General features: G+C 71.3%; 20 protein-coding genes. 16 read left to right on the top strand and 4 right to left on the bottom strand.

Annotation, left to right across the window (positions count from 1 at the left end; all coding sequences use genetic code 11):
• The 16 genes from rpmA to GC203_RS23060 all read left to right on the top strand — a co-directional run.
• A partial coding sequence (gene rpmA, locus GC203_RS23135; protein ID WP_293459292.1) for a 50S ribosomal protein L27 occupies positions 1-262 on the top strand: 262 nt, incomplete at its 5' end.
• A 251-nt stretch (positions 263-513) separates the two neighbouring features.
• Positions 514-1,080, top strand: a complete 567-nt coding sequence (locus tag GC203_RS23130; RefSeq protein ID WP_293459291.1) for a GNAT family N-acetyltransferase — start codon at positions 514-516, stop codon at positions 1,078-1,080.
• A 20-nt stretch (positions 1,081-1,100) separates the two neighbouring features.
• A complete protein-coding gene (gene obgE, locus GC203_RS23125; protein WP_293459290.1) occupies positions 1,101-2,138 on the top strand; it encodes a GTPase ObgE in 1,038 nt (345 codons plus the stop codon).
• Positions 2,135-3,265 carry a glutamate 5-kinase gene (gene proB, locus GC203_RS23120; RefSeq protein ID WP_293459288.1) on the top strand — a complete coding sequence of 377 codons (1,131 nt, stop codon included), beginning with the start codon at positions 2,135-2,137 and terminating at the stop codon, positions 3,263-3,265. The genes obgE and proB overlap by 4 nt, the downstream gene beginning before the upstream one ends.
• Before the next feature lie 32 nt (positions 3,266-3,297).
• On the top strand, positions 3,298-4,866 hold the full coding sequence (locus GC203_RS23115; RefSeq protein ID WP_293459286.1) for an aldehyde dehydrogenase family protein: 1,569 nt from the start codon (positions 3,298-3,300) through the stop codon (positions 4,864-4,866).
• Positions 4,867-4,874: 8 nt separating this feature from the next.
• A complete protein-coding gene (locus GC203_RS23110; RefSeq protein WP_293459285.1) occupies positions 4,875-5,534 on the top strand; it encodes a nicotinate-nucleotide adenylyltransferase in 660 nt (219 codons plus the stop codon).
• Positions 5,535-5,650: 116 nt separating this feature from the next.
• Positions 5,651-6,046, top strand: a complete 396-nt coding sequence (gene rsfS / locus GC203_RS23105) for a ribosome silencing factor (protein ID WP_293459293.1) — start codon at positions 5,651-5,653, stop codon at positions 6,044-6,046.
• A gap of 85 nt (positions 6,047-6,131) precedes the next feature.
• Positions 6,132-7,520, top strand: coding sequence for an amidase family protein (locus tag GC203_RS23100; protein WP_293459284.1), 1,389 nt, complete (start codon positions 6,132-6,134; stop codon positions 7,518-7,520).
• 220 nt (positions 7,521-7,740) lie between these two features.
• Positions 7,741-8,781 (top strand): aspartate-semialdehyde dehydrogenase, encoded by a 1,041-nt coding sequence (locus GC203_RS23095; RefSeq protein WP_293459283.1) that lies wholly within the window; start codon positions 7,741-7,743, stop codon positions 8,779-8,781.
• A 120-nt stretch (positions 8,782-8,901) separates the two neighbouring features.
• Positions 8,902-10,380 carry an alpha/beta hydrolase domain-containing protein gene (locus tag GC203_RS23090; protein ID WP_293459281.1) on the top strand — a complete coding sequence of 493 codons (1,479 nt, stop codon included), beginning with the start codon at positions 8,902-8,904 and terminating at the stop codon, positions 10,378-10,380.
• A 79-nt stretch (positions 10,381-10,459) separates the two neighbouring features.
• Positions 10,460-10,924 (top strand): 23S rRNA (pseudouridine(1915)-N(3))-methyltransferase RlmH, encoded by a 465-nt coding sequence (gene rlmH / locus GC203_RS23085; protein WP_293459280.1) that lies wholly within the window; start codon positions 10,460-10,462, stop codon positions 10,922-10,924.
• Positions 10,924-11,793 (top strand): peptidoglycan DD-metalloendopeptidase family protein, encoded by an 870-nt coding sequence (locus GC203_RS23080; protein WP_293459279.1) that lies wholly within the window; start codon positions 10,924-10,926, stop codon positions 11,791-11,793. Before rlmH ends, GC203_RS23080 begins: the two co-directional genes overlap by 1 nt.
• A gap of 90 nt (positions 11,794-11,883) precedes the next feature.
• Positions 11,884-13,278, top strand: coding sequence for a S41 family peptidase (locus GC203_RS23075; protein WP_293459277.1), 1,395 nt, complete (start codon positions 11,884-11,886; stop codon positions 13,276-13,278).
• Between the two features lie 127 nt (positions 13,279-13,405).
• Positions 13,406-14,518 carry a divergent polysaccharide deacetylase family protein gene (locus tag GC203_RS23070; RefSeq protein ID WP_293459275.1) on the top strand — a complete coding sequence of 371 codons (1,113 nt, stop codon included), beginning with the start codon at positions 13,406-13,408 and terminating at the stop codon, positions 14,516-14,518.
• On the top strand, positions 14,515-15,006 hold the full coding sequence (locus tag GC203_RS23065) for an RNA pyrophosphohydrolase (protein WP_293459274.1): 492 nt from the start codon (positions 14,515-14,517) through the stop codon (positions 15,004-15,006). The genes GC203_RS23070 and GC203_RS23065 overlap by 4 nt, the downstream gene beginning before the upstream one ends.
• A gap of 75 nt (positions 15,007-15,081) precedes the next feature.
• On the top strand, positions 15,082-15,843 hold the full coding sequence (locus GC203_RS23060) for an alpha/beta hydrolase (RefSeq protein WP_293459273.1): 762 nt from the start codon (positions 15,082-15,084) through the stop codon (positions 15,841-15,843).
• Here GC203_RS23060 and GC203_RS23055 read toward each other — a convergent pair.
• The 4 genes from GC203_RS23055 to atpD all read right to left on the bottom strand — a co-directional run bounded on the left by GC203_RS23055 (position 15,833) and on the right by atpD (position 18,708).
• Positions 15,833-16,084, bottom strand: coding sequence for a hypothetical protein (locus GC203_RS23055; protein ID WP_293459272.1), 252 nt, complete (start codon positions 16,082-16,084; stop codon positions 15,833-15,835). The genes GC203_RS23060 and GC203_RS23055 overlap by 11 nt on opposite strands.
• A complete protein-coding gene (locus GC203_RS23050; RefSeq protein WP_293459270.1) occupies positions 16,084-16,791 on the bottom strand; it encodes a hypothetical protein in 708 nt (235 codons plus the stop codon). The genes GC203_RS23055 and GC203_RS23050 overlap by 1 nt, the downstream gene beginning before the upstream one ends.
• Before the next feature lie 100 nt (positions 16,792-16,891).
• On the bottom strand, positions 16,892-17,155 hold the full coding sequence (locus GC203_RS23045; protein WP_293459268.1) for an ATP synthase F1 subunit epsilon: 264 nt from the start codon (positions 17,153-17,155) through the stop codon (positions 16,892-16,894).
• A gap of 5 nt (positions 17,156-17,160) precedes the next feature.
• The gene (gene atpD / locus GC203_RS23040; RefSeq protein ID WP_293459266.1) at positions 17,161-18,708 is read right to left on the bottom strand and encodes a F0F1 ATP synthase subunit beta; all 1,548 of its coding nucleotides are present in this window, start codon (positions 18,706-18,708) and stop codon (positions 17,161-17,163) included.
• Positions 18,709-18,772: the final 64 nt, after the last annotated feature.

Genomic DNA, 18,772 nt, shown 5'->3' with positions numbered 1-18,772 from the left:
GAAATCCGGCGGCTCCTCGCGCAACGGGCGCGATTCCGCGGGCCGCCGTCTCGGCGTGAAGAAGTTCGGCGGCGAAGCCATCAACGCCGGCTCGATCATCGTGCGTCAGCGCGGCACCAAGTTCTGGCCGGGCGACGGCGTGGGCATGGGCAAGGACCATACCCTCTTCGCGCTCGTGACCGGTGCGGTGAAGTTCGTGACCAAGCGCAACGACCGCACCTACGCGACGGTGGTTCCGGCCGAGGCCCAGAACCCCAAATAGGCTGAAACCTCCCAACCCGGTTTCCGCCTGTTCCTGAACAAAAAGGCGGACCGGAGAGACGATACCCGAGCGGGGGAGACCGGACGCCGGACTCCCCCGCTTTTCGTTTTGGGCTTCGGCTGAACGCAGTCAGCAAAAGTGGCCACCGGTTTTGCGTCCGACTGCGCTCCACTTCGAGTGGGGCGCCTTCCGGGCGGTGAACCGGATCCCACTTCACCTGAAGGCGCCCAAGAAGCCCGGGAGGCAAGAAGATGTGTGCGATCGAGGTCGAGCCCCCAAGGGGGCGCTCCACTGAAACCCGGCCGGTCGTGGCGACCGAGCGGCTGCTCCTGCGCGCGCCCGTGATGGCCGATGCGCCGGCGGTGGCCGAACTGGCCAACGACCCCGGCGTGGCCCGCATGACCACATCGATGCCGTATCCCTACGGCCTGGCCGACGCCCGCGACTGGCTGGGCAAGGCCGAGCGGGCCGATCCGCGCGACGAGGCGGTGTTCGCCATCGAGCACCGGCAGTTCGGTTTCATCGGCATGCTGGTGTTCGACGAGCCCGCCGCGGGCCGGATGGAGCTGGGCTACTGGATCGGCCGCCCGTTCTGGGGCCGCGGCTACGCCACCGAGGCGGCCTCGGCCGCCCTCGGCTGGGCGCGGGCCGAATGGCGCCGGAACGTGGTGTGGGCGGGGCACTTCGCCGACAACCGGGCCTCGGGCCAGGTGCTGTGCAAGGCCGGCTTCCTCTACACCGGCGACGTGGTGGCGCGCCCCTGCGCCGCCCGCGGCGGCGAGGCCGTGCCGACGCGCATGATGGTCTGGTTGGCCTAAGGCTGGTAAGCGCAGCGGCGATGAAGTTCCTCGACCAGGTCAAGGTGTATGTGCGGAGCGGCAACGGCGGCGGCGGGGCCGTTTCGTTCCGCCGCGAGAAGTACATCGAGTACGGCGGGCCCGACGGCGGCGACGGCGGGCGCGGCGGCGACGTGTGGGTCGAGGCGGTCGAGGGGCTGAACACCCTGATCGACTACCGCTACCAGCAGCACTTCAAGGCCGGGACCGGCGTCCACGGCATGGGGCGCAACCGCCACGGCGCCGCCGGGGCCGACGTGGTGCTGAAGGTGCCCGTCGGCACCGAGGTGCTGGACGAGGACAAGGAGCTGATCGTCGACCTGGAGGCCGCCGGCCAGCGCTACCAGCTCTGCCGCGGCGGCAACGGCGGCTTCGGCAACACCCACTTCAAGGGCCCGGTGAACCAGGCCCCCCGCCACGCCAACCCCGGCCAGGACGGCGAGGAACGCGCCATCTGGCTAAGACTAAAGCTTATAGCGGACGTTGGGCTTGTCGGTTTGCCGAACGCGGGCAAGAGCACCTTCCTGGCGGCCGCCAGCGCCGCGAAGCCAAAGATCGCCGACTACCCCTTCACGACGCTCGCGCCGAACCTCGGCATGGTGGACCTGTCGGCCGGGGAGAGGTTCGTGCTGGCCGACATCCCGGGCCTGATCGAAGGCGCCAGCGAGGGCGCGGGGATCGGCACGCGGTTCCTGGGGCATGTGGAGCGCACGGCGGTGCTGGTCCATCTCGTGGATGGCACGCAGGACGACGTGGCCAAGGCCTGGAAGACGGTGCGCCACGAATTGGAGGCCTATGGCGAGGGGCTGGAGGACAAGCCCGAGATCCTGGCGCTGAACAAGATCGACGCCCTGGACGAGGAGACACGGGCCGCGCGGGCCGCCGAACTCTCGGCCGCCGCGGGCGTGCCTGTGCGGCTGGTGTCGGGGGCCGCCGGCATGGGCGTGACCGAGCTGCTGCGCGAAGCCTATGCCCTGGTCCGCCAGCGCAAGGCCGAGGCGGCCGCGGAATCGTCCGAACCCGAGGGCTGGACGCCGTGAGCCAGATCGCCGTCGCCCGGCGGGTGGTGGTCAAGGTGGGCTCGGCGCTGCTGGTCGGGCCCGACGGCGCCGCCCATGGCGAATGGCTGGCGGGCTTCGCCGCCGACGTGGCGCGGATGCGGGCGCGGGGCCAGCAGGTGCTGATCGTCTCGTCGGGCGCCGTGGCGCTGGGGCGCCGGCGGCTGGGCCTGGGCCGCCGCGCGCTGAGCCTGCCCGAGAAGCAGGCCGCCGCCGCCGCCGGGCAGTCGGCGCTGATGCGGGCGTGGGAGGAGGCCCTGGGGCCGCTGGGCGTCTCGTGCGCCCAGGTGCTGCTGACCCGCGACGACACCGAGGTGCGCCGCCGCTGGCTGAACGCCCGCGCCACGGTCGAAACCCTGCTGTCGCTGGGCGTCACGCCGGTCATCAACGAGAACGACACCGTCGTCACCGAGGAGATCCGGGTCGGCGACAACGACCGGCTGTCGGCCCGGGTGGCCCAGCTCGTCGGCGCCGAGTCGCTGATCCTGCTGTCGGACGTCGAGGGCCTCTACACCGCCGACCCCCGGCGCGACCCGTCCGCGAAGCTGGTGCCGCGCATCGCCCGGCTGACGCCGGAGATCGAGGCCATGGCCGGCGGCGCCAATGCGGCGGCCGGGGTCGGCACGGGCGGCATGGCCACGAAGCTGGAGGCCGCGCGCATCGCCTCGGCCGCCGGCTGCGCGACCACCATCACCCTGGGCGAGCGGCCGGGACCTCTGGCGGCGCTGGAGGCCGGCGCGGCCTGCACCGTGATCGAGCCCGCCACCACGCCCGCGGCCGCCTACAAGGCCTGGATCGCCGGCTCCCTGGCCCCGGCCGGCGCGCTCACCGTCGACGCCGGCGCCGCCGCCGCCGTGCGTCGGGGCAAGAGCCTGCTGGCCGCCGGCGTGCGCGCCGTGGACGGCCGTTTCGACAAGGGCGACGCGGTGGTGATCCGCGACGAGGCCGGCCGCGAGATCGCCCGCGGCCTCGTCCGCTACATGGCCGAGCACGCCGCCCGCATCTGCGGGCTGAAGTCCGACGCCATCGAGGCGGAGCTGGGCTACACCTCCGGGCCGGTCGTCCACGCCGACGACTTGGCGCTGGCGGCCCACGCCCCTACGCACTAGGTAAAGCTCAGACTGAGCAAATGGGGGTCCCCGTGGACGACGGGACGTCAGCCAAGGCCGCGCAGGCCGCCCGCACCGGGCGGCTGGAAGCGCTCGCGCCGGGCCAGGCGATCCCGTTCGGCGGCGACCGCGTGGCCTATGTGGACGCCGACTTGGCCGCCACGTTCCGGCCCGGCGATCGTCTCGTGGTGGTGCAGGACGCCGGCGACCTGCTGCGCATCCCGGCCGCCGAGGCGCAGGCCGCCGCCTCGGCCGTGGGCCGCGCCGCCGCCGCCTTCGCCCGCATGGGCGAGGTGGCCGACGTCGCCATCACCACCTTTTTCGAAGCCTTCGCGCGCCGGCTGGAGGACGAGGCGGCCTGGGGCGCCATCGCCGCGGCCAACGCCGCCGACGTCGAGGCCGCCCGCGCCAGGGGCCGCTCGACGACCCGGCTGATCGCCTCCGAGGCCATGCGCGCCGACATGATCGCCGGCCTGCGCGCCTGGCGCGACGCCAAACCGCCGCGCGGCCGCCGCATCGAACGGATCGACCACCAGGGCTGGTCGGTGGAGCAGCTGACCGCGCCGCTGGGCGTGGTGGGCTTCGTCTTCGAGGGCCGCCCCAACGTGTTCGCCGACGCCTGCGGCGTGATCCGGGCGGGCAACACCGTGGTCTTCCGCATCGGTTCCGACGCCCTGGGCACGGCGCGCGCGATCGTGGCCGAGGCGCTGGACCCGGCCCTGGCCGAGGCCGGTTTGCCCGAAGGCGCCGCGGTGCTGGTGGATTCGGCGGCCCACGCGGCCGGCTGGGCGATGTTCGGCGACGCCCGGCTGGCCCTGGCCGTGGCGCGCGGTTCGGGCCCGGCGGTGGCCCAGCTGGGCGCCATCGCCCGCCAGGCCGGCACGCCCGTCAGCCTGCACGGCACGGGCGGCGCCTGGCTGGTGGCCGACGAGACCGCAGACCCCGAGCGGTTCTACGCCGCGGTCTTCCATTCGCTGGACCGCAAGGTCTGCAACACGCTGAACGTCTGCTGCATCGTCGAGAGCCGGGCTGGCGATCTGGTCCCGGTGTTCCTGGAGGCGCTGGCGCGCGCGGGCGAACGGCGGCGCGGCGCCAAGCTGCACGTGGCCGAGGCCGACTTCGCGCGCCTGCCCGAGGCCTGGCGTACGGGCCGGTCCACGGTGATCCGCGCCGAAGGCCCGGTGGAGGAGGCGCTGGCCGAGCCCATCGCCGACGCCGACCTCGGCCGCGAATGGGAGTGGGAGGAGGCCCCCGAGGTCAGCCTCAAGGTGGTGGCCGATACGGCCGAGGCCGTGGCGCTGTTCAACGCGCTCAGCCCCCGCTTCGCCGCGACCCTGATCTCGCAGGATCCGGCCGCCCACGAACGCTTCTACGCGACGGTCGACGCGCCCTTCGTGGGCGACGGCTTCACCCGCTGGGTGGACGGCCAGTACGCGCTGAACCGGCCGGAGCTTGGCCTGTCGAACTGGCAGCACGGCCGCCTGTTCGCCCGCGGCGGCGTGCTCGCCGGCGACGGCGTCTTCACGGTGCGCGCCCGCGTCCGCCAGGCCGACCTCGATCTCGACCGCGGGGGCCAGCCCACCCCGCCGCGCGCAGGCTGATCCGTCGCATGTGGTTTGCAGGCCCGGCGCGCCGCGCCCCCGCCGCCGGCCGTCCGCGGGCGTTGCGGCCGGGCTTCCACCTCGAGCCCGGGATGCGGGTGGGCCTTTTCGGCGGCTCGTTCAACCCGGCGCACGAAGGCCACGCCCACGTGGCCGAGACGGCGCGCCGGCGCATGGGCCTGGACCGGGTGATCTGGCTGGTCTCCCCGCAGAACCCCCTGAAGTCGAGCCGCGAGACGGCCAGCCTCGCCGAGCGCATGGCGGGGGCGAGTCGCTTCGCCCAGGGCCCGGGCATGATCGTCTCGGACGTGGAGACCCGCCTGGGCTCGGCCTACACCATCGACACCATCCGCTCGCTCAAGGCGCGCTTTCCCGGGGTGGAGTTCGTCTGGGTGATGGGGGCCGACAGCCTGGCCTCGTTCCACCGCTGGAAGGGCTGGACCCAGATCATGCGCGAGGTGCCGGTGGCGGTGGTCTCCCGGCCATGGATCGCGCTGCGCAGCCGCTTCTCGCCGGCCGCGCGCCGCTTCGCGAGGTTCCGCCGCTCGTCCATGCACGCCGGCAGCCTGCCGGGGGCGACGGCGCCGGCCTGGGTGTTCCTGCGCGGACCCCTCAATTTCCAGTCCTCGACGGCCCTGCGGGAACGCATGCGCCGGGCTGCGGCGTGAGGTCCGCGCGAGGCGGCTGACCGCGGCCCTTGCCTGTGGTAGGCTGCAAGACGCGTGGACACCAAAGGAGCACCCCGCTGACCCGTAAACCCGCGCCCGAAGGGCTCGCCCCGAGCCTGGCGCAGGAGGCCCCGGCCGACGCCGGAGCCTCTCCCTCCGACGAGGGCCGTATCACCGCCGTGGAGGACCTGATCCTCTCGCGGCTGGACGATGACAAGGCCCAGGACGTCGTCTTCATCGACCTGAAGGGCAAGAGCCCCGTCGCAGACGGGCTGATCGTGGCGTCGGGCCGCTCGCAGCGGCACGTGGGCGCCATGGCCGACCATCTGCTGCGCGCCCTGAAGGAGGCCGGCCTCGGCCGGTGCCGCGTGGAGGGCATGCCCAGCGCCGACTGGGTGCTGATCGACGCCGGCGACGTCATCGTCCACCTGTTCCGGCCCGAGGTCCGCGCGTTCTACAACATCGAGAAGATCTGGTCGGTCGAGCCGCCGGCGAACCGCGCCGCGATCTAGGGCGCGCGCCCCGTTTCGTGGGGCCTCGGATCGTGACTGGACATCACGCTGTCCGTTTGGCGCCATGCGCCCAACGGAGGAAACCATGTCTGAAACCCTGAGCCGCGACCTGCTGGACCTCGGCGCCGGCGATCTCGCCGCGGCTCTGGCCGCGCGCAAGGTCAGCGCCGCCGAGCTGACGGACGCCGCGATCGCCCGCATCGAAGCCCGCGACGGGGCCATCAACGCCGTGGTGGTCCGTGACTTCGACCGGGCGCGCGATCGGGCGCGTGCCGCCGACGCGGCCCTGGCGCGCGGCGAGCGAGGCCCGTTGCTGGGCGTGCCGATGACCGTCAAGGAATCCAACAACGTCGAGGGTTTGCCCACCACGTGGGGCAGCCCGGCCTTCGGCGGCTGGACGGCCGACAAGGACTCCGTGCCCGTGGCCCGTCTCAAGGCGGCCGGCGCGGTGATCCTGGGCAAGACCAACGTCCCGCCGTTCCTGGCCGACTGGCAGAGCCACAATCCCGTCTACGGCCGCACGCGCAATCCGTGGAACCTGGATCGCTCGCCCGGCGGCTCGTCGGGCGGCAGCGCCGCCGCGCTGGCGGCCGGCATGATCCCGCTGGAGCTGGGCTCGGACATCGGCGGCTCGATCCGCGTGCCGGCGGCGTTCTGCGGGGTCTATGGCCACAAGCCCAGCTACGACCTCGTGCCGCTCCGGGGCCATTCCCCGCCCGGCCTGGACGGCGGCGGCGTGGTGATGGCCGTCGTGGGACCCCTGGCGCGCAGCGCGTCAGACCTGGCGCTGGCGCTCGACGTCGTGGCCGGACCCGAGCCTGACGAGGCCAAGGGCTACAAGCTGGCGCTTCCGCCGCCGCGGCATGCCGAACTCGCCGACTATCGGATGCTGGTGATCGACCAGCATCCGGCCGCCGCCGTCGATGACGAGATCCGCTCGGCCATCGACGTCCTGGCCGGAAATCTGGACGCGCTCGGCGCCCGGGTCAGCCGCGCCAGCGACCTGCTGCCCGACCTCGCCGGCCAGCACGGCGTCTATCTGGGCTTGCTGAACGCGGCGATGACGCGCGGCGCGCCCGGCGCCACCCCAGTCAACGCCCACGAGTGGATGAACCTGCTCGACGCCCAGGTCGCGTTCCGCCGCCGCTGGTCGGAGTTCTTCGAGGAATTCGACGTGGTGCTCGCCCCCACCTTCGGCGTCACGGCCTTCCCGCACGACGACGAGCCCGACCAGCAGAAGCGCATCCACGTGATCAACGGCCAGACCACGCCCTACTTCTCCCAGATCGCCTGGCCGGGCGTCGCGCTGCTGCCCAACCTGCCGGCCACCGCCTGCCCTATCGGGCTCACGCGCGGCGGACTGCCCATGAGCGTGCAGGTGATCGGACCCTATCTGGAGGACCGCACGACGATCGCCTTCGCGGGCCTGCTGGAGCGGGAGTTCGGCGGTTTCGTCGCCCCGCCGCCGCTGTAGCCGGGATTTACAGCGGCGCTCGAACCCTGTAGTGGCCGTCGCGATGCTCGCGACCATGACCATGATTATCCGCAAAACGACCCGCCTCGGCGGGGCGTCGGCGGGTGCGCGCGGTTAAGGATCCAGAGCGCAACTTTCCGAAAAGCCCCGCCCGACCGGCGGGGCTTTTTCGTTGAACGAACCCCTCGCCGCCGGGCCTCAACATCAAGAGGACCCCGCCATGCTGACCCAGCCTTCCTACCGATCCCTGCGAAATCCCACGGTGGCCATCGTGGGCGCGACCGGCGCCGTGGGCGCCGAGCTGATCCGCTGCCTGGAGGAACGCGACTTCCCCGCCGCCGGCCTCCGGCTCCTGGCGTCGGCCCGCTCCGCCGGCCGGGCGATGACCTTTCGGGGCGCGCCGGTCGAGGTGCAGGCCCTGGGCGAGGACAGCTTCGCGGGCGTGGACCTCGCCTTGTTCGCCGCCGACGCCGACACGGCCCGGACCTACGCGCCCCTGGCCCGCGCGGCCGGCGCGGTGGTGATCGACAATTCCTCGGCCTTCCGGATGGACCCCGACTGCCCGCTGGTGGTGCCGGAGGTGAACCTGGAGAGCCTGACCTGGAGCCGCGGCGTCGTCGCTAACCCTAACTGCACCGCGATCATCCTGTGCGTCGCGGTCGCCCCGCTCCAGCGCCGCTTCGGCCTGCGGCGGCTGCAGGTGGCCACCTATCAGGCCGCGTCGGGCGCCGGCGCCCCGGCCATGCAGGAGCTGCTGGACTCCACGCGCGCCTTCCTCGACGGCCGGCCGTTCGAGCCGCAGGTCTTCCGCCACCCCTACGCTTTCAACGTCTTCAGCCACAACGACGCGGTCGATCCTCTGACCGGCTACAACGGCGAGGAGAGCAAGGTGATGGCCGAGACCCGGCGGATCCTGGGGGCGGCCAACCTGCCCGTGGGCGTCACCTGCGTTCGCGTGCCCGTGCTGCGCGCCCACGCCCTGGCGGTGACCGCCGAGTTCGACGCCCCGGTGCCACCGTCGGCCGTGCGCGAGTGCCTGGAGGAGGCCGCCGGCGTGCGCGTGATCGACGACCGCGAGGCCAACCATTTCCCGATGCCGGTCGAGGCGCAGGGGCAGGGCGACGTGCTGGCCGGCCGCATCCGCCGCGACCTGGGCGACCCCTCCGGCCGCTCGGTGGCGATGTTCCTGGCGGGCGACCAGCTCCTGAAGGGCGCGGCGCTCAACGCCGTGCAGATCGCCGAGCAGATGCTGGTGGCATAGCGATCCTCTCCGAGGCTGCGCCTGGGGGGAGAGGTCAATCTTGTCGTCGCTTCGCGGCGCGTTGAGCGGCGGGCCTTCGCGACCTATTACCGCGATCTGGCGCCAAGGGGAGACGAGCGTATGAAATTGAGCCGCGGCCGACGTCAGGCACTGCTCACCGGATCGGCCGCGCTGATTGCGCCAATATTCGCGACGTCATGTGCGTCGATCCCCTCCAGGCCGCCGGCTCGCAGGAACGCCGCGAATGCGACCGTCGTCGGTCCTGTCACCGGGGGCGACAAGGGCTGGATATACCGCGCTCCGGTCATCGACCTGGCGGCGGCCGGCTATGTCATCGAAGAGTTCTTCGTCTCGGGCGCAGCCAGGTCTTTCAGGCTCGCAGACGGTGAAACCGCCACATTCGACGGCGACTGGACCACCCAGGCCGACCAGACGGCGCCCTTCACCACGCGCATTTTCGTCGCTCGGCCATCCGACCCGGCCAAATACAACGGCGTGCTGCTGGCGCACTGGCAGAACGTTTCCGCCGGCTATGAAAACGGCTGGCCGACAGACGCGATCTTGGGCGGGTACGCCTGGATGGCCGTGTCGGCGCAGGCGGACGGAATAAACGGCGGCGCCGGCAAGGCGCAGTACGGGCTGCGGCAATGGGACAACGCCCGCTACGGCGCTCTCGACCATCCCGGAGACGCCTTTTCCTACGATATCTTCGCCACCGCCGTTTCCGCCGCCCTTGGGCGTTCGGCCCAGGCGCCGGGCGGACCGCTCGCCAACCTCAAGACGGAGACGGTCATCGCCCTTGGCGGATCGCAATCCGCCCTGAGGCTCGCCACCTTCATCAACGGCGTTCATTCGCACCGCAGGGTCTTCGACGGCTACCTGCTGCTGTCTCACTTCGGCGTCGCCCCTCCCTTTGAAGAGCGCAGCCTCATCAGTCTTTTCGACATCGCCGGAGGTGGCCGCAACGCCGCTTGGAGCCAGATTGCGGACAGGGGCGACGCGCCAGTCTTGGTCGTGGATACGCAAGCCGAGGCGTTGATGCACTATCGCGCCCGGCAGCCGGATACGGCCAGCTTCCGCACGTGGGAAATCGCCGGGGCGCCGCATGCCCCGCCTTCCGCGACGCATATGAAGGATGTTGCGGGAAAGCGGGATGGCGTTGTCGACGGCGGACCCGCGCCGAGCACGCGCAATGTGGTCGAATGGGGATATGCTTCGGACGCCGCGATCCGGTTTCTGGCGCGGTGGATCAGGGATGGCGCAGAGCCCCCACGCTTCGAGCCTCTGACGATCGACCTCTCCGGCTCCCACCCTTCATACGCCCTCGATGATGTGGGGAACGTCATCGGCGGCATCCGCCCGCCCGAGGTCGCAGCGGCGATCGGCGTCCATTCCGCGGGGCTGCCCCCGGCGAACGCGCTGCTGGGGCGCAGTGTCCTGTTCGATCGCCAGCGCATGATCGAACAGCATGGCGACAGGCGCCATTTCCTGGCGTCCTGGAACGACGCCGTCGCAAAGCTGGAAGCCGCGGGGCTGCTCCTGCCCGTGGAGAGCCAGCAGGTCAGGGCGCGCGCCGCGGAATACTGGCCCGCCGATTGAGGCTTGGGAACAACGCCCGGCGACTCGGATCGAGACGGCGGGATCGCTTCGCCACGCGTTTCGGCCTACTGCCAAACCTGTGAGAATCGCGATCGTCGCCATCGGCCGCCTGGCCCGCTCCCCCGAGACCGAGCTGGTCCGGACCTATGTGGAGCGGGCGACCGCGGCTGGGCGCTCGCTGGGCCTGGGTCCGGTGGAGGTGGTGGAGGTCGAGGCGCGCAAGCCCGGCAAGGCGGCCGAGGCCGAGGCGTTGCGTCCCCACTTGGCCGACAGCCACGTGATCGCCTGCGACGAGCGCGGAAAGGCGCGGGGCTCGCGCGAGTTCGCCGGGGAGATCGGCCGGCTCCGCGACGGCGGGGCGCGGCGGCTGGTGTTCCTGATCGGCGGCGCCGACGGCCTCGATCCCGGACTGGTGCGCGAGGCCCAGGGGGTGCTGGCGTTCGGGCCGCAGACCTGGCCGCACGCGCTGGCCCGCGCGATGCTGGCCGAACAGATCTGGCGGGCGGTCTCGATTCTGGCCGGATCGCCGTATCATCGCGACTGATGCGACGGATTCTTCTCATGACGGCGGCGGGCGCCCTGGTGCTGGCGGCGGGCGCCGCGGCGCTCGCCGCCACGACGCCGCGGCTGGCGCGGCTGAACGCCGCGGAGACCGAGCTGTCGGTCGACCAGGGCCTCAACATGCATCGGCTCGCCCGGCTGCTGTCGGTGCTGGAGCAGCTCAAGCGCGACCCGCCGCCGGCCCTGCTGGTGTCGCCGGACGACGCCCGCGACGCCGTCCGCGCGGCGATCCTCGTCAAGGCCATCACGCCCGAGTTGCAGGCCCGCGCACAGGCCTATGCGCAGGGCGCCAGCGAGGTGATGCGACAACGCCGGCTGGCCGCCGTGCAGAGCGAGGCGCTGTTCGAGGCCGACAGCCGTGCGGCCGACGCGCTGCCGCGGCCCAGCGCCGACGCCGGCCTGGCGCTGCGGGGCCCGGTCGACAGCGACAATTCGGCCTTCATCGCCCCGCCGACGCGGCTGGCGCCGCCGGCGGAAGGGACGATCGTGCGGCGCTTCGGCGCGCCTCTGCCGGGGGGCGGCCGGTCGAACGGCATCACCTTCGCCACCGCCAAAGGCGCCCGCGCGGTGAGCCCCGCGGCGGGGCTCGTCCAATACGTGGGCCCCGTAAAGGGTTGGGGCGTCATCGTTATTTTAAGACTAGCCGGCGGATACCATCTCGTGCTTGCTGGTCTCGACAGAACCTCGGTTCAGGTCGGACAATCCGTCGCGGAAGGTCAACCTGTCGGATGGGCCCCGGATGGCCGACAATCGGCCCCCGAGATCTACCTGGAGGTCCGCGAGCAGGGTTCGCCCGTCGATCCCGCCCGATGGCTGGCTGCCAGCCAGGCGGCGGAGCGGAACCGGGGTTGAACAACAAAGCGGGCTGATGCGGCCTTAAAACCGACGTCGGTCTGCCGGACAAGGCGGTCGCAAGCCGGCATAGGGAGACTGAGGCAGGCCATGAAGAAGTACCTACTGATCGGCGCCTCGGCGTTCGTGCTGGGCGCAGGATCCATGGCCTATGTCAGCCAGCAGGCGATGGCCTCGGCCCAGCCCCGGGCCAAGACCTACCGGATGCTCGGCCTGTTCGGCGACGTGCTGAACACCGTCGAGAACCAGTATGTGACCGAGGTCGACGACACCAAGCTGATCCAGTCGGCCATCGACGGCATGCTGACCTCGCTCGACCCGCACTCGGGCTATCTCGATCCCGAGAGCTTCGACGACATGCGCGACCAGACGCGCGGCGAGTACGGCGGCCTGGGCATCGAGGTCACCAGCGAAGACGGCGTCGTGAAGGTGATCTCGCCGATGGACGACACCCCCGCCTTCAAGGCCGGGATCAAGGCCGGCGACTACATCACCGCCGTGAACGGCGAGAGCGTGCTGGGCCTGTCGGTGACCGACGCGGTCAAGCAGATGCGCGGCAAGCCGGGCGAGACGGTCACCCTGACCATCGCGCGCGAAAAGTCCGACCCGTTCGACGTGAAGCTCACCCGCGAGGTCATCAAGCCCAAGTCGGCCACGGCGAAGCTGGACGGCGACTACGGCGTGGTGCGGATCGGCAGCTTCAACGAGAAGACCACCGACGAGACCGAGCAGGCGATCAACGACCTGCGGACCAAGAATCCCAAGCTGAAGGGCATCGTCCTCGACCTGCGCAACAATCCCGGCGGCCTGCTCGACCAGGCGGTCGGCGTCTCGGACCTGTTCCTGGAGAACGGCGAGATCGTCAGCCAGCGCGGCCGCGATCCGCGCGACGTCGAGCGCTACAACGCCCGGGCCGGCGACGTGACCGGCGGCCTGCCGATCGTGGTGCTGATCAACTCGGGCACGGCCTCGGCCGCCGAGATCGTGGCCGGCGCCCTGCAGGACCGCAAGCGCGCCGAGATCGTCGGCACCACCAGCTTCGGGAAGGGGTCGGTGCAGACCGTGATCCCGCTGCGCGGCGGCATCGACGGGGCGCTGAAGCTGACCACGGCGCGCTACTACACGCCGTCGGGCCGCTCGATCCAGAAGACCGGCATCACGCCCGACCTCGAGGTCGCCCTGACCCGCGAGGAAGCCCAGGCCATCGCCAACCGCAGCTACCAGTTCTCCGAGGCCTCGTTCCGCAACGCGCTGAACGCCGACGAGGGCAAGGAGCGCCGCGGCGCCCACACGCCCGCCGAAGCCCCGCCGGAGGATTTCGACGAGGCCAAGAAGGACTTCCAGATCGTCCGCGCCGAGGACGTGCTGCACTACGGCTCTGTGGCGGCCACGCCCAAGCTGCCCAAGCCCACGGCGCGGCTGGCCGAGATCGTCGGCAAGGCCCGCGTCGCCGAGGCCAAGCCGCCGGAAACGACGCAGAAATAGTCCTGGCCGCAGCGCCGGATGGAAGGGCGGCCCACGGGCCGCCCTTTTTCGTTCCGTCGGCCGTGAGCGGGGGAAAGCGGGCGTTAACCACGATCGACGAGGCTGCGGGCTCCTGGGAGCCTCCGACTTGGCCAATATCGCCCTGCCGCCGTTCAAGGCGCCGCGGATCAACCTCGGCGCCGTGCTCAAGAACCCCGTCGCCGGTCTCGCCGGCGCCGGCGTCCTGTTCGCGGGCGCGGTGGTGGCGCTGGCGGTGCTGCTTGGCCCCGGCAGCGGCCCGACCCGGCTGCGCATCCCCCTGCAGGGCGCGCTGAGCGGCGCGCCGGCCGGCTGGCGCGAGTCGCTCAAGCCGCCGCACGGGGAGGCCCACACCTATCACGACGTGGTTCGGCTCTCGGAGCGCCCGCTGGACGGGCGCACCGCCGGCAAGGCCGCGCGGCCGCCGCGTCCCGTCTATTCAGGCCCCGGCCTCGCCCAGGCGCCGATCGCGGGCTTCTACACGCCCGGTCCGGGCGGGCCGCTCCCGATCATCGCCCAGGACGGCCGCACCCCGGCCGAGGTCTACGCGCGGCCCTTCAAGCCCAATGGCCGGCCCAAGGTGGCGCTGGTCATCGGCGGCTTGGGCCTGAACGCCAGCGCCACGCGCCGGGCCATCGACACCCTGCGCCCGGAGATCACCCTGTCGTTCAGCGTCTACGCTGAGGGCCTGCAGGGCTGGATCGACATGGCCCGCGCCCGCGGCCACGAGGTGCTGCTGGAAACGCCCATGGAGCCGGTGGACTATCCGGACGACGATCCCGGCCCCTACACCCTGATGGCCGCCGCCCAGCCGCCCGAGACGGTCAAGCGGCTGGAATGGATCCTCTCGCGCGGGACGGGCTACTTCGGCCTGACCAACTATCTGGGCTCGCGGTTCATGGCCTCGGACGGCGCCTACAACGCCTTCGCGAGCTCGGTGCGGGGCCGCGGCCTGGCGTTCATCGACGACGGCTCGGCGGCGCGGCGTGGCGGCGGCATGGCCCGCGCCACGGCCGAACGGGTGATCGACGACAAGCTCTCGGGCGCCGCCATCGACGAGCAGCTCGGAGCGCTGGAGGCCGGCGCCCTGCAGCGCGGCCAGGCGCTGGGATCGGGCTTCGCTTATCCCGTCACCCTGGAGAAGGTTGCGAAATGGGCCAATGAGGTGGAAACGAGGGGCTTCCAGCTGGCCCCCGCCTCCTCGATGACCCGCAAGCGATGAGCGATCTTCCCCACTACCGTCCCAATGTCGGCGTCGTGCTCTTCCATCCGGACGGCCGCGTCTGGTTCGGGCGACGGCGGGGCACGCCGCCGCCGCACAACTGGCAGTTCCCGCAGGGCGGGGTCGACGCCGGCGAAGACATCGAAGCAGCCGCGCGCCGCGAGCTGACCGAAGAGACCGGCGCGGTCACCGTGAGCCGCCTGGGCCGGACCGACGGCTGGATGACCTACGACTTCCCGCCCGACTACGCCGGCGGCAAGGCCGCGCGGGGCTTCAAGGGCCAGAAGCAGGCCTGGTTCGCCTTCCGCTTCGATGGCGAGGAGGCCGAGTTCGACCTCGCCGCCCACCATGCGCCCGAGTTCGACGCCTGGCGCTGGGGCTATCTGGCCGACGCGCCCGACCTGATCGTGCCCTTCAAGCGGCAGGTCTACGAGACCGTCGCCCAGGCGTTCGCCGTGTTTGCGGCCGGCAAGCCCGCCGCGGCGTAAATCCTGCAGGCGACGGGCGGGCATGGAGCTAGGCTGTGCGGGCGAGGTCGGCCGCGCCGAGGAGTGGACGTCTGAATGCCGACGGTTGTGATGACGCATGGCGCGTTCTGCGGAGGCTGGGCCTTCGAGGCCTTCCGCCAGCCGTTCGAGGCCGCCGGCTGGGACGTGCTGGCTCCGGACCTTCCCGGCCACGCCGAGGGTGACGCACGCGACGCCGTGGCCGGCCTGTCGATGTCGGACTACGCCAACGCGCTGGTCGGGCTGTGCGCGACCTTGCCCGAACCGCCGGTGCTGCTGGGCCATTCCATGGGTGGGCTGGTCAGCCAGATCGCGGCCCGGCGGGTCCGCGCGCGGGCGCTGGTCCTGCTGGCGCCGTCGGCCCCCTGGGGCATCCCCGGCTCCAGCATCGAGGAGGCGATCACGGCCATGGGCGTGCACCTGGCCGATCCGTTCTGGATGGGGTCGGTGGAGCCGGACCGGGGCCTGATGCGCAGCCACAGCCTCGACCGCACGCCGGCGCCCGTCCGCGACGCGGTGATCGCGCGCCTGCGCCCGGAAAGCGGCCGGGCCGTGCGCGAGGTGCTGAACTGGTGGCTCGATCCGTTCATGACCACCAGCATCGGCCCGGGGGCGCTGCCGATGCCCGGCCTCTGCGTCGCCGGCGAGCGCGACGTCGTCCATCCGGCCGCCACGGTGCGCCAGACGGCGGGCCGGATCGGAGCCAGCTTCCTGCCGATGCCCGGGATGAGCCACTGGCTGATCGGCGAGACGGGCTGGGAGCAGGTGGCCGAAGCCTCGCTGCAATGGCTCGCCGCCGAGGCGCGGATCAGCGCCTGAGGCCGCGCCAGGCCCAGCGTGCCAGCCCGCCCAGGGCCACCAGCGCCCAGGCGGCCTCCACAAGCGTCGCGGAGAGATTGAAGTCCTGGGTCAGCAGCGACCAGAGGATCAGGCTGGCGCCCACGAAGTTGCAGGCAAGAGAAATGGGCCGGTTGGCGTCCAACCGGCCCATCGCGGCGCCCGCATAGGCGCCGAGGATCAGGACGACGCCGACCAATCCGCCGGCGTCGGCCAGCGTCATCAGAAGGTGCGTTCCTGGTACTGCATGGTGCCCAGGTCGTAGTTCTTGTTGATCTGGGTGCCGTCGGGATTGCGCACGGTCGAGAAGTTCAGGCCCATCGACTGGTTCGCCGTCAGGTATTCCCACGAGCGGCGAACGCGCTTCAGGCCGTCGGGATCGACCGGCTGGGTGTAGTTGGCGGTGGGGTCGAGCGGCGGCTGGTGCACGAACGACCAGATGTTCAGCGCCTTGGTGACTTCCTCGTCCTGGCCCATGGGGTAGTGGAAGTCGACGATGCAGACCGTCTGGTTGCTGCCCTGCGGATAGACCACGGCTTCGTAGTTCTTGTCCTTGCCGTCGCCGAGGCGGCGGCTCCAGGTCATGTCGCGGCGGTTCTTCTTGAAGCCGTTGGCCTTGGCCAGGTCGTCGATCTCTTGGCCGCGAACCGCGGGCACGCAGATCTTCTCAAGGATCGAGATCGCCTCGGCGCCGGGGCCCGTCGTGGGCAGCGGCGGCGGGGGCGGAGGCGGCGGAGGCGGCTCCTCGGCGGGCGGCGGAGCCGGCGCGGCCTGCTCGGCCGGCGCTTCGGCCGTGGGCGGGGCGGCCTCGGCGGGCGCGGCCGGCGGCGCAGCGGTCTCGGCAGGCGCCGGCGCGCTGGCGGGATCCTGAGCCTGGGCGGCCGTGACCAGCGCGGCGGCGGCGATCAGGCTCGAAAGGACGAGACGCATAGACACTCCCCTGACTGTACGGCCCGGCATGAAACGGTAGCGAGGCGCCGTGCGCAAGGCCTCAAGGCGACCAAATTACGACAGTGATTTACTATGCCTTCTAGACGGCTTCCACTGCATGTTCTGCGAGAATCGTCAGCCCGTCCGGAGTCACGTCGGCGAATCCGCCGCGCACCTCGTACGTCGTCACCTTGCCGTCGTTGTGGACGCGGACCGGGCCCTCCTTGAGCGCGGTCATGAACGGGCCATGGCCCGCCAGCACGCCGAAGTCGCCTTCGGCGCCGGGCGCGTCCACCTGATCGACCGGACCCGCGAACAGCTCGCGTTCCGGCGAAACCAGGGAGAAGTGAAGCTTCTCGGCCATCGGTCCTACGCTTCCGCCGCCAGCTGCTCGGCCTTCTTCACCGCGTCCTCGATGGTGCCGACGTTGAAGAACGCCGGCTCGGGGAGGTGATCGTACTCGCCGTCCACCAGCGCCTTGAACGAGCGGATGGTGTCTTCCAGGCTGACCAGCACGCCGGGCGTGTTGGTGAACTGCTCGGCCACGTGGAAGGGCTGCGACAGGAAGCGCTGGATCTTCCGCGCCCGGGCCACGATCAGCTTGTCCTCTTCCGACAGCTCATCCATGCCCAGGATGGCGATGATGTCCTTCAGCGCCTTGTACTGCTGCAGAGTCTCCTGCACGCGGCGGGCGACCTGGTAGTGCTCCTCGCCGATCACCAGCGGGTCCATGATCCGGCTGGTGGAGTCCAGCGGGTCCACGGCCGGGAAGATGCCCTGGGCGGCGATGTCGCGGCTCAGCACGGTGGTGGCGTCCAGGTGGGCGAACGAGGTCGCCGGCGCCGGGTCGGTCAGGTCGTCGGCGGGCACGTAGATGGCCTGCACCGAGGTGATCGAGCCCTTCGAGGTGGAGGTGATCCGCTCCTGCAGGTTGCCCATCTCGGTGGCCAGGGTGGGCTGATAGCCCACGGCCGAGGGGATGCGGCCCAGCAGCGCCGACACTTCCGAACCCGCCTGGGTGAAGCGGAAGATGTTGTCGATGAACAGCAGCACGTCCTTGCCTTCCTGGTCGCGGAAGTACTCCGCCTGGGCCAGGCCGGTCAGGGCCACGCGGGCGCGGGCGCCCGGGGGTTCGTTCATCTGGCCGTAGACCAGGGCGCACTTGGAGCCCTCGGTCGAGCCGTTCTTCTTCGGGTCCACGTTCACGTTGGACTCGATCATCTCGTGGTAGAGGTCGTTGCCCTCGCGGGTCCGCTCACCCACGCCGGCCAGCACGGAGTAACCGCCGTAGGCCTTGGCGATGTTGTTGATGAGCTCCTGCATGGTCACGGTCTTGCCCACGCCGGCGCCGCCGAACAGGCCGATCTTGCCGCCCTTGGTGTAGGGGCAGAGCAGGTCGATCACCTTGATGCCGGTGACCAGCACTTCGGCCGAGGTCGACTGCTCGGCGAAGGAGGGCGCCTCGCGGTGGATCGGCGAGCTGTAGGCCGAATTGATCGGGCCGGCTTCGTCGATGGGATCGCCGATGACGTTCATGATCCGGCCAAGCGTGGCCGGGCCGACCGGCACGATGATCGGGCTGCCGGTGTCGACCACGGGCTGGCCGCGGGTCAGGCCCTCGGTGGTGTCCATGGCGATGGCGCGCACGGTGTTCTCGCCCAGGTGCTGGGCCACCTCGAGCACGAGGCGGAAGGGCTGGCCCGTCCGCTGGTCGGTGTTGGTGGTCTCCAGGGCGTTCATGATCGCCGGCAGGTGGCCGTCGAACTCGACGTCGACGACAGCGCCGATGATCTGCACCAGCTTGCCGGTGGCGACGCCCTGGGTTGCGGCTTGCGGCTTCGCGGCCTTGGGCGCGGCGGGCTTCTTGGCGGCCGGCTTGCGGGCGGCGGGCTTCTTGGCGGTGGCGGCTTCAGACATGGCTTTGTTCCAATCAGATCGCTTCGGCGCCGGAGATGATCTCGATCAGCTCCTTGGTGATCTG

Origin of the sequence: Phenylobacterium sp., from assembly GCF_016124325.1 — a bacterium.
Taxonomy (GTDB): Bacteria; Pseudomonadota; Alphaproteobacteria; order Caulobacterales; family Caulobacteraceae; genus Phenylobacterium.
This window is presented reverse-complemented; position numbering and strand designations above follow the sequence as displayed.

Bases quoted from the DNA above. Each gene is read 5' to 3' on its own strand.
- GC203_RS23130 (WP_293459291.1), top strand. From the start codon at position 514: ATGTGTGCGATCGAGGTCGAGCCCCCAAGGGGGCGCTCCACTGAAACC.
- obgE (WP_293459290.1), top strand. From the start codon at position 1,101: ATGAAGTTCCTCGACCAGGTCAAGGTGTATGTGCGGAGCGGCAACGGC.
- GC203_RS23110 (WP_293459285.1), top strand. From the start codon at position 4,875: ATGTGGTTTGCAGGCCCGGCGCGCCGCGCCCCCGCCGCCGGCCGTCCG.
- GC203_RS23100 (WP_293459284.1), top strand. From the start codon at position 6,132: ATGTCTGAAACCCTGAGCCGCGACCTGCTGGACCTCGGCGCCGGCGAT.
- GC203_RS23095 (WP_293459283.1), top strand. From the start codon at position 7,741: ATGCTGACCCAGCCTTCCTACCGATCCCTGCGAAATCCCACGGTGGCC.
- GC203_RS23090 (WP_293459281.1), top strand. From the start codon at position 8,902: ATGAAATTGAGCCGCGGCCGACGTCAGGCACTGCTCACCGGATCGGCC.
- GC203_RS23080 (WP_293459279.1), top strand. From the start codon at position 10,924: ATGCGACGGATTCTTCTCATGACGGCGGCGGGCGCCCTGGTGCTGGCG.
- GC203_RS23075 (WP_293459277.1), top strand. From the start codon at position 11,884: ATGAAGAAGTACCTACTGATCGGCGCCTCGGCGTTCGTGCTGGGCGCA.
- GC203_RS23065 (WP_293459274.1), top strand. From the start codon at position 14,515: ATGAGCGATCTTCCCCACTACCGTCCCAATGTCGGCGTCGTGCTCTTC.
- GC203_RS23060 (WP_293459273.1), top strand. From the start codon at position 15,082: ATGCCGACGGTTGTGATGACGCATGGCGCGTTCTGCGGAGGCTGGGCC.
- GC203_RS23055 (WP_293459272.1), bottom strand. From the start codon at position 16,084: ATGACGCTGGCCGACGCCGGCGGATTGGTCGGCGTCGTCCTGATCCTC.
- GC203_RS23050 (WP_293459270.1), bottom strand. From the start codon at position 16,791: ATGCGTCTCGTCCTTTCGAGCCTGATCGCCGCCGCCGCGCTGGTCACG.
- GC203_RS23045 (WP_293459268.1), bottom strand. From the start codon at position 17,155: ATGGCCGAGAAGCTTCACTTCTCCCTGGTTTCGCCGGAACGCGAGCTG.
- atpD (WP_293459266.1), bottom strand. From the start codon at position 18,708: ATGTCTGAAGCCGCCACCGCCAAGAAGCCCGCCGCCCGCAAGCCGGCC.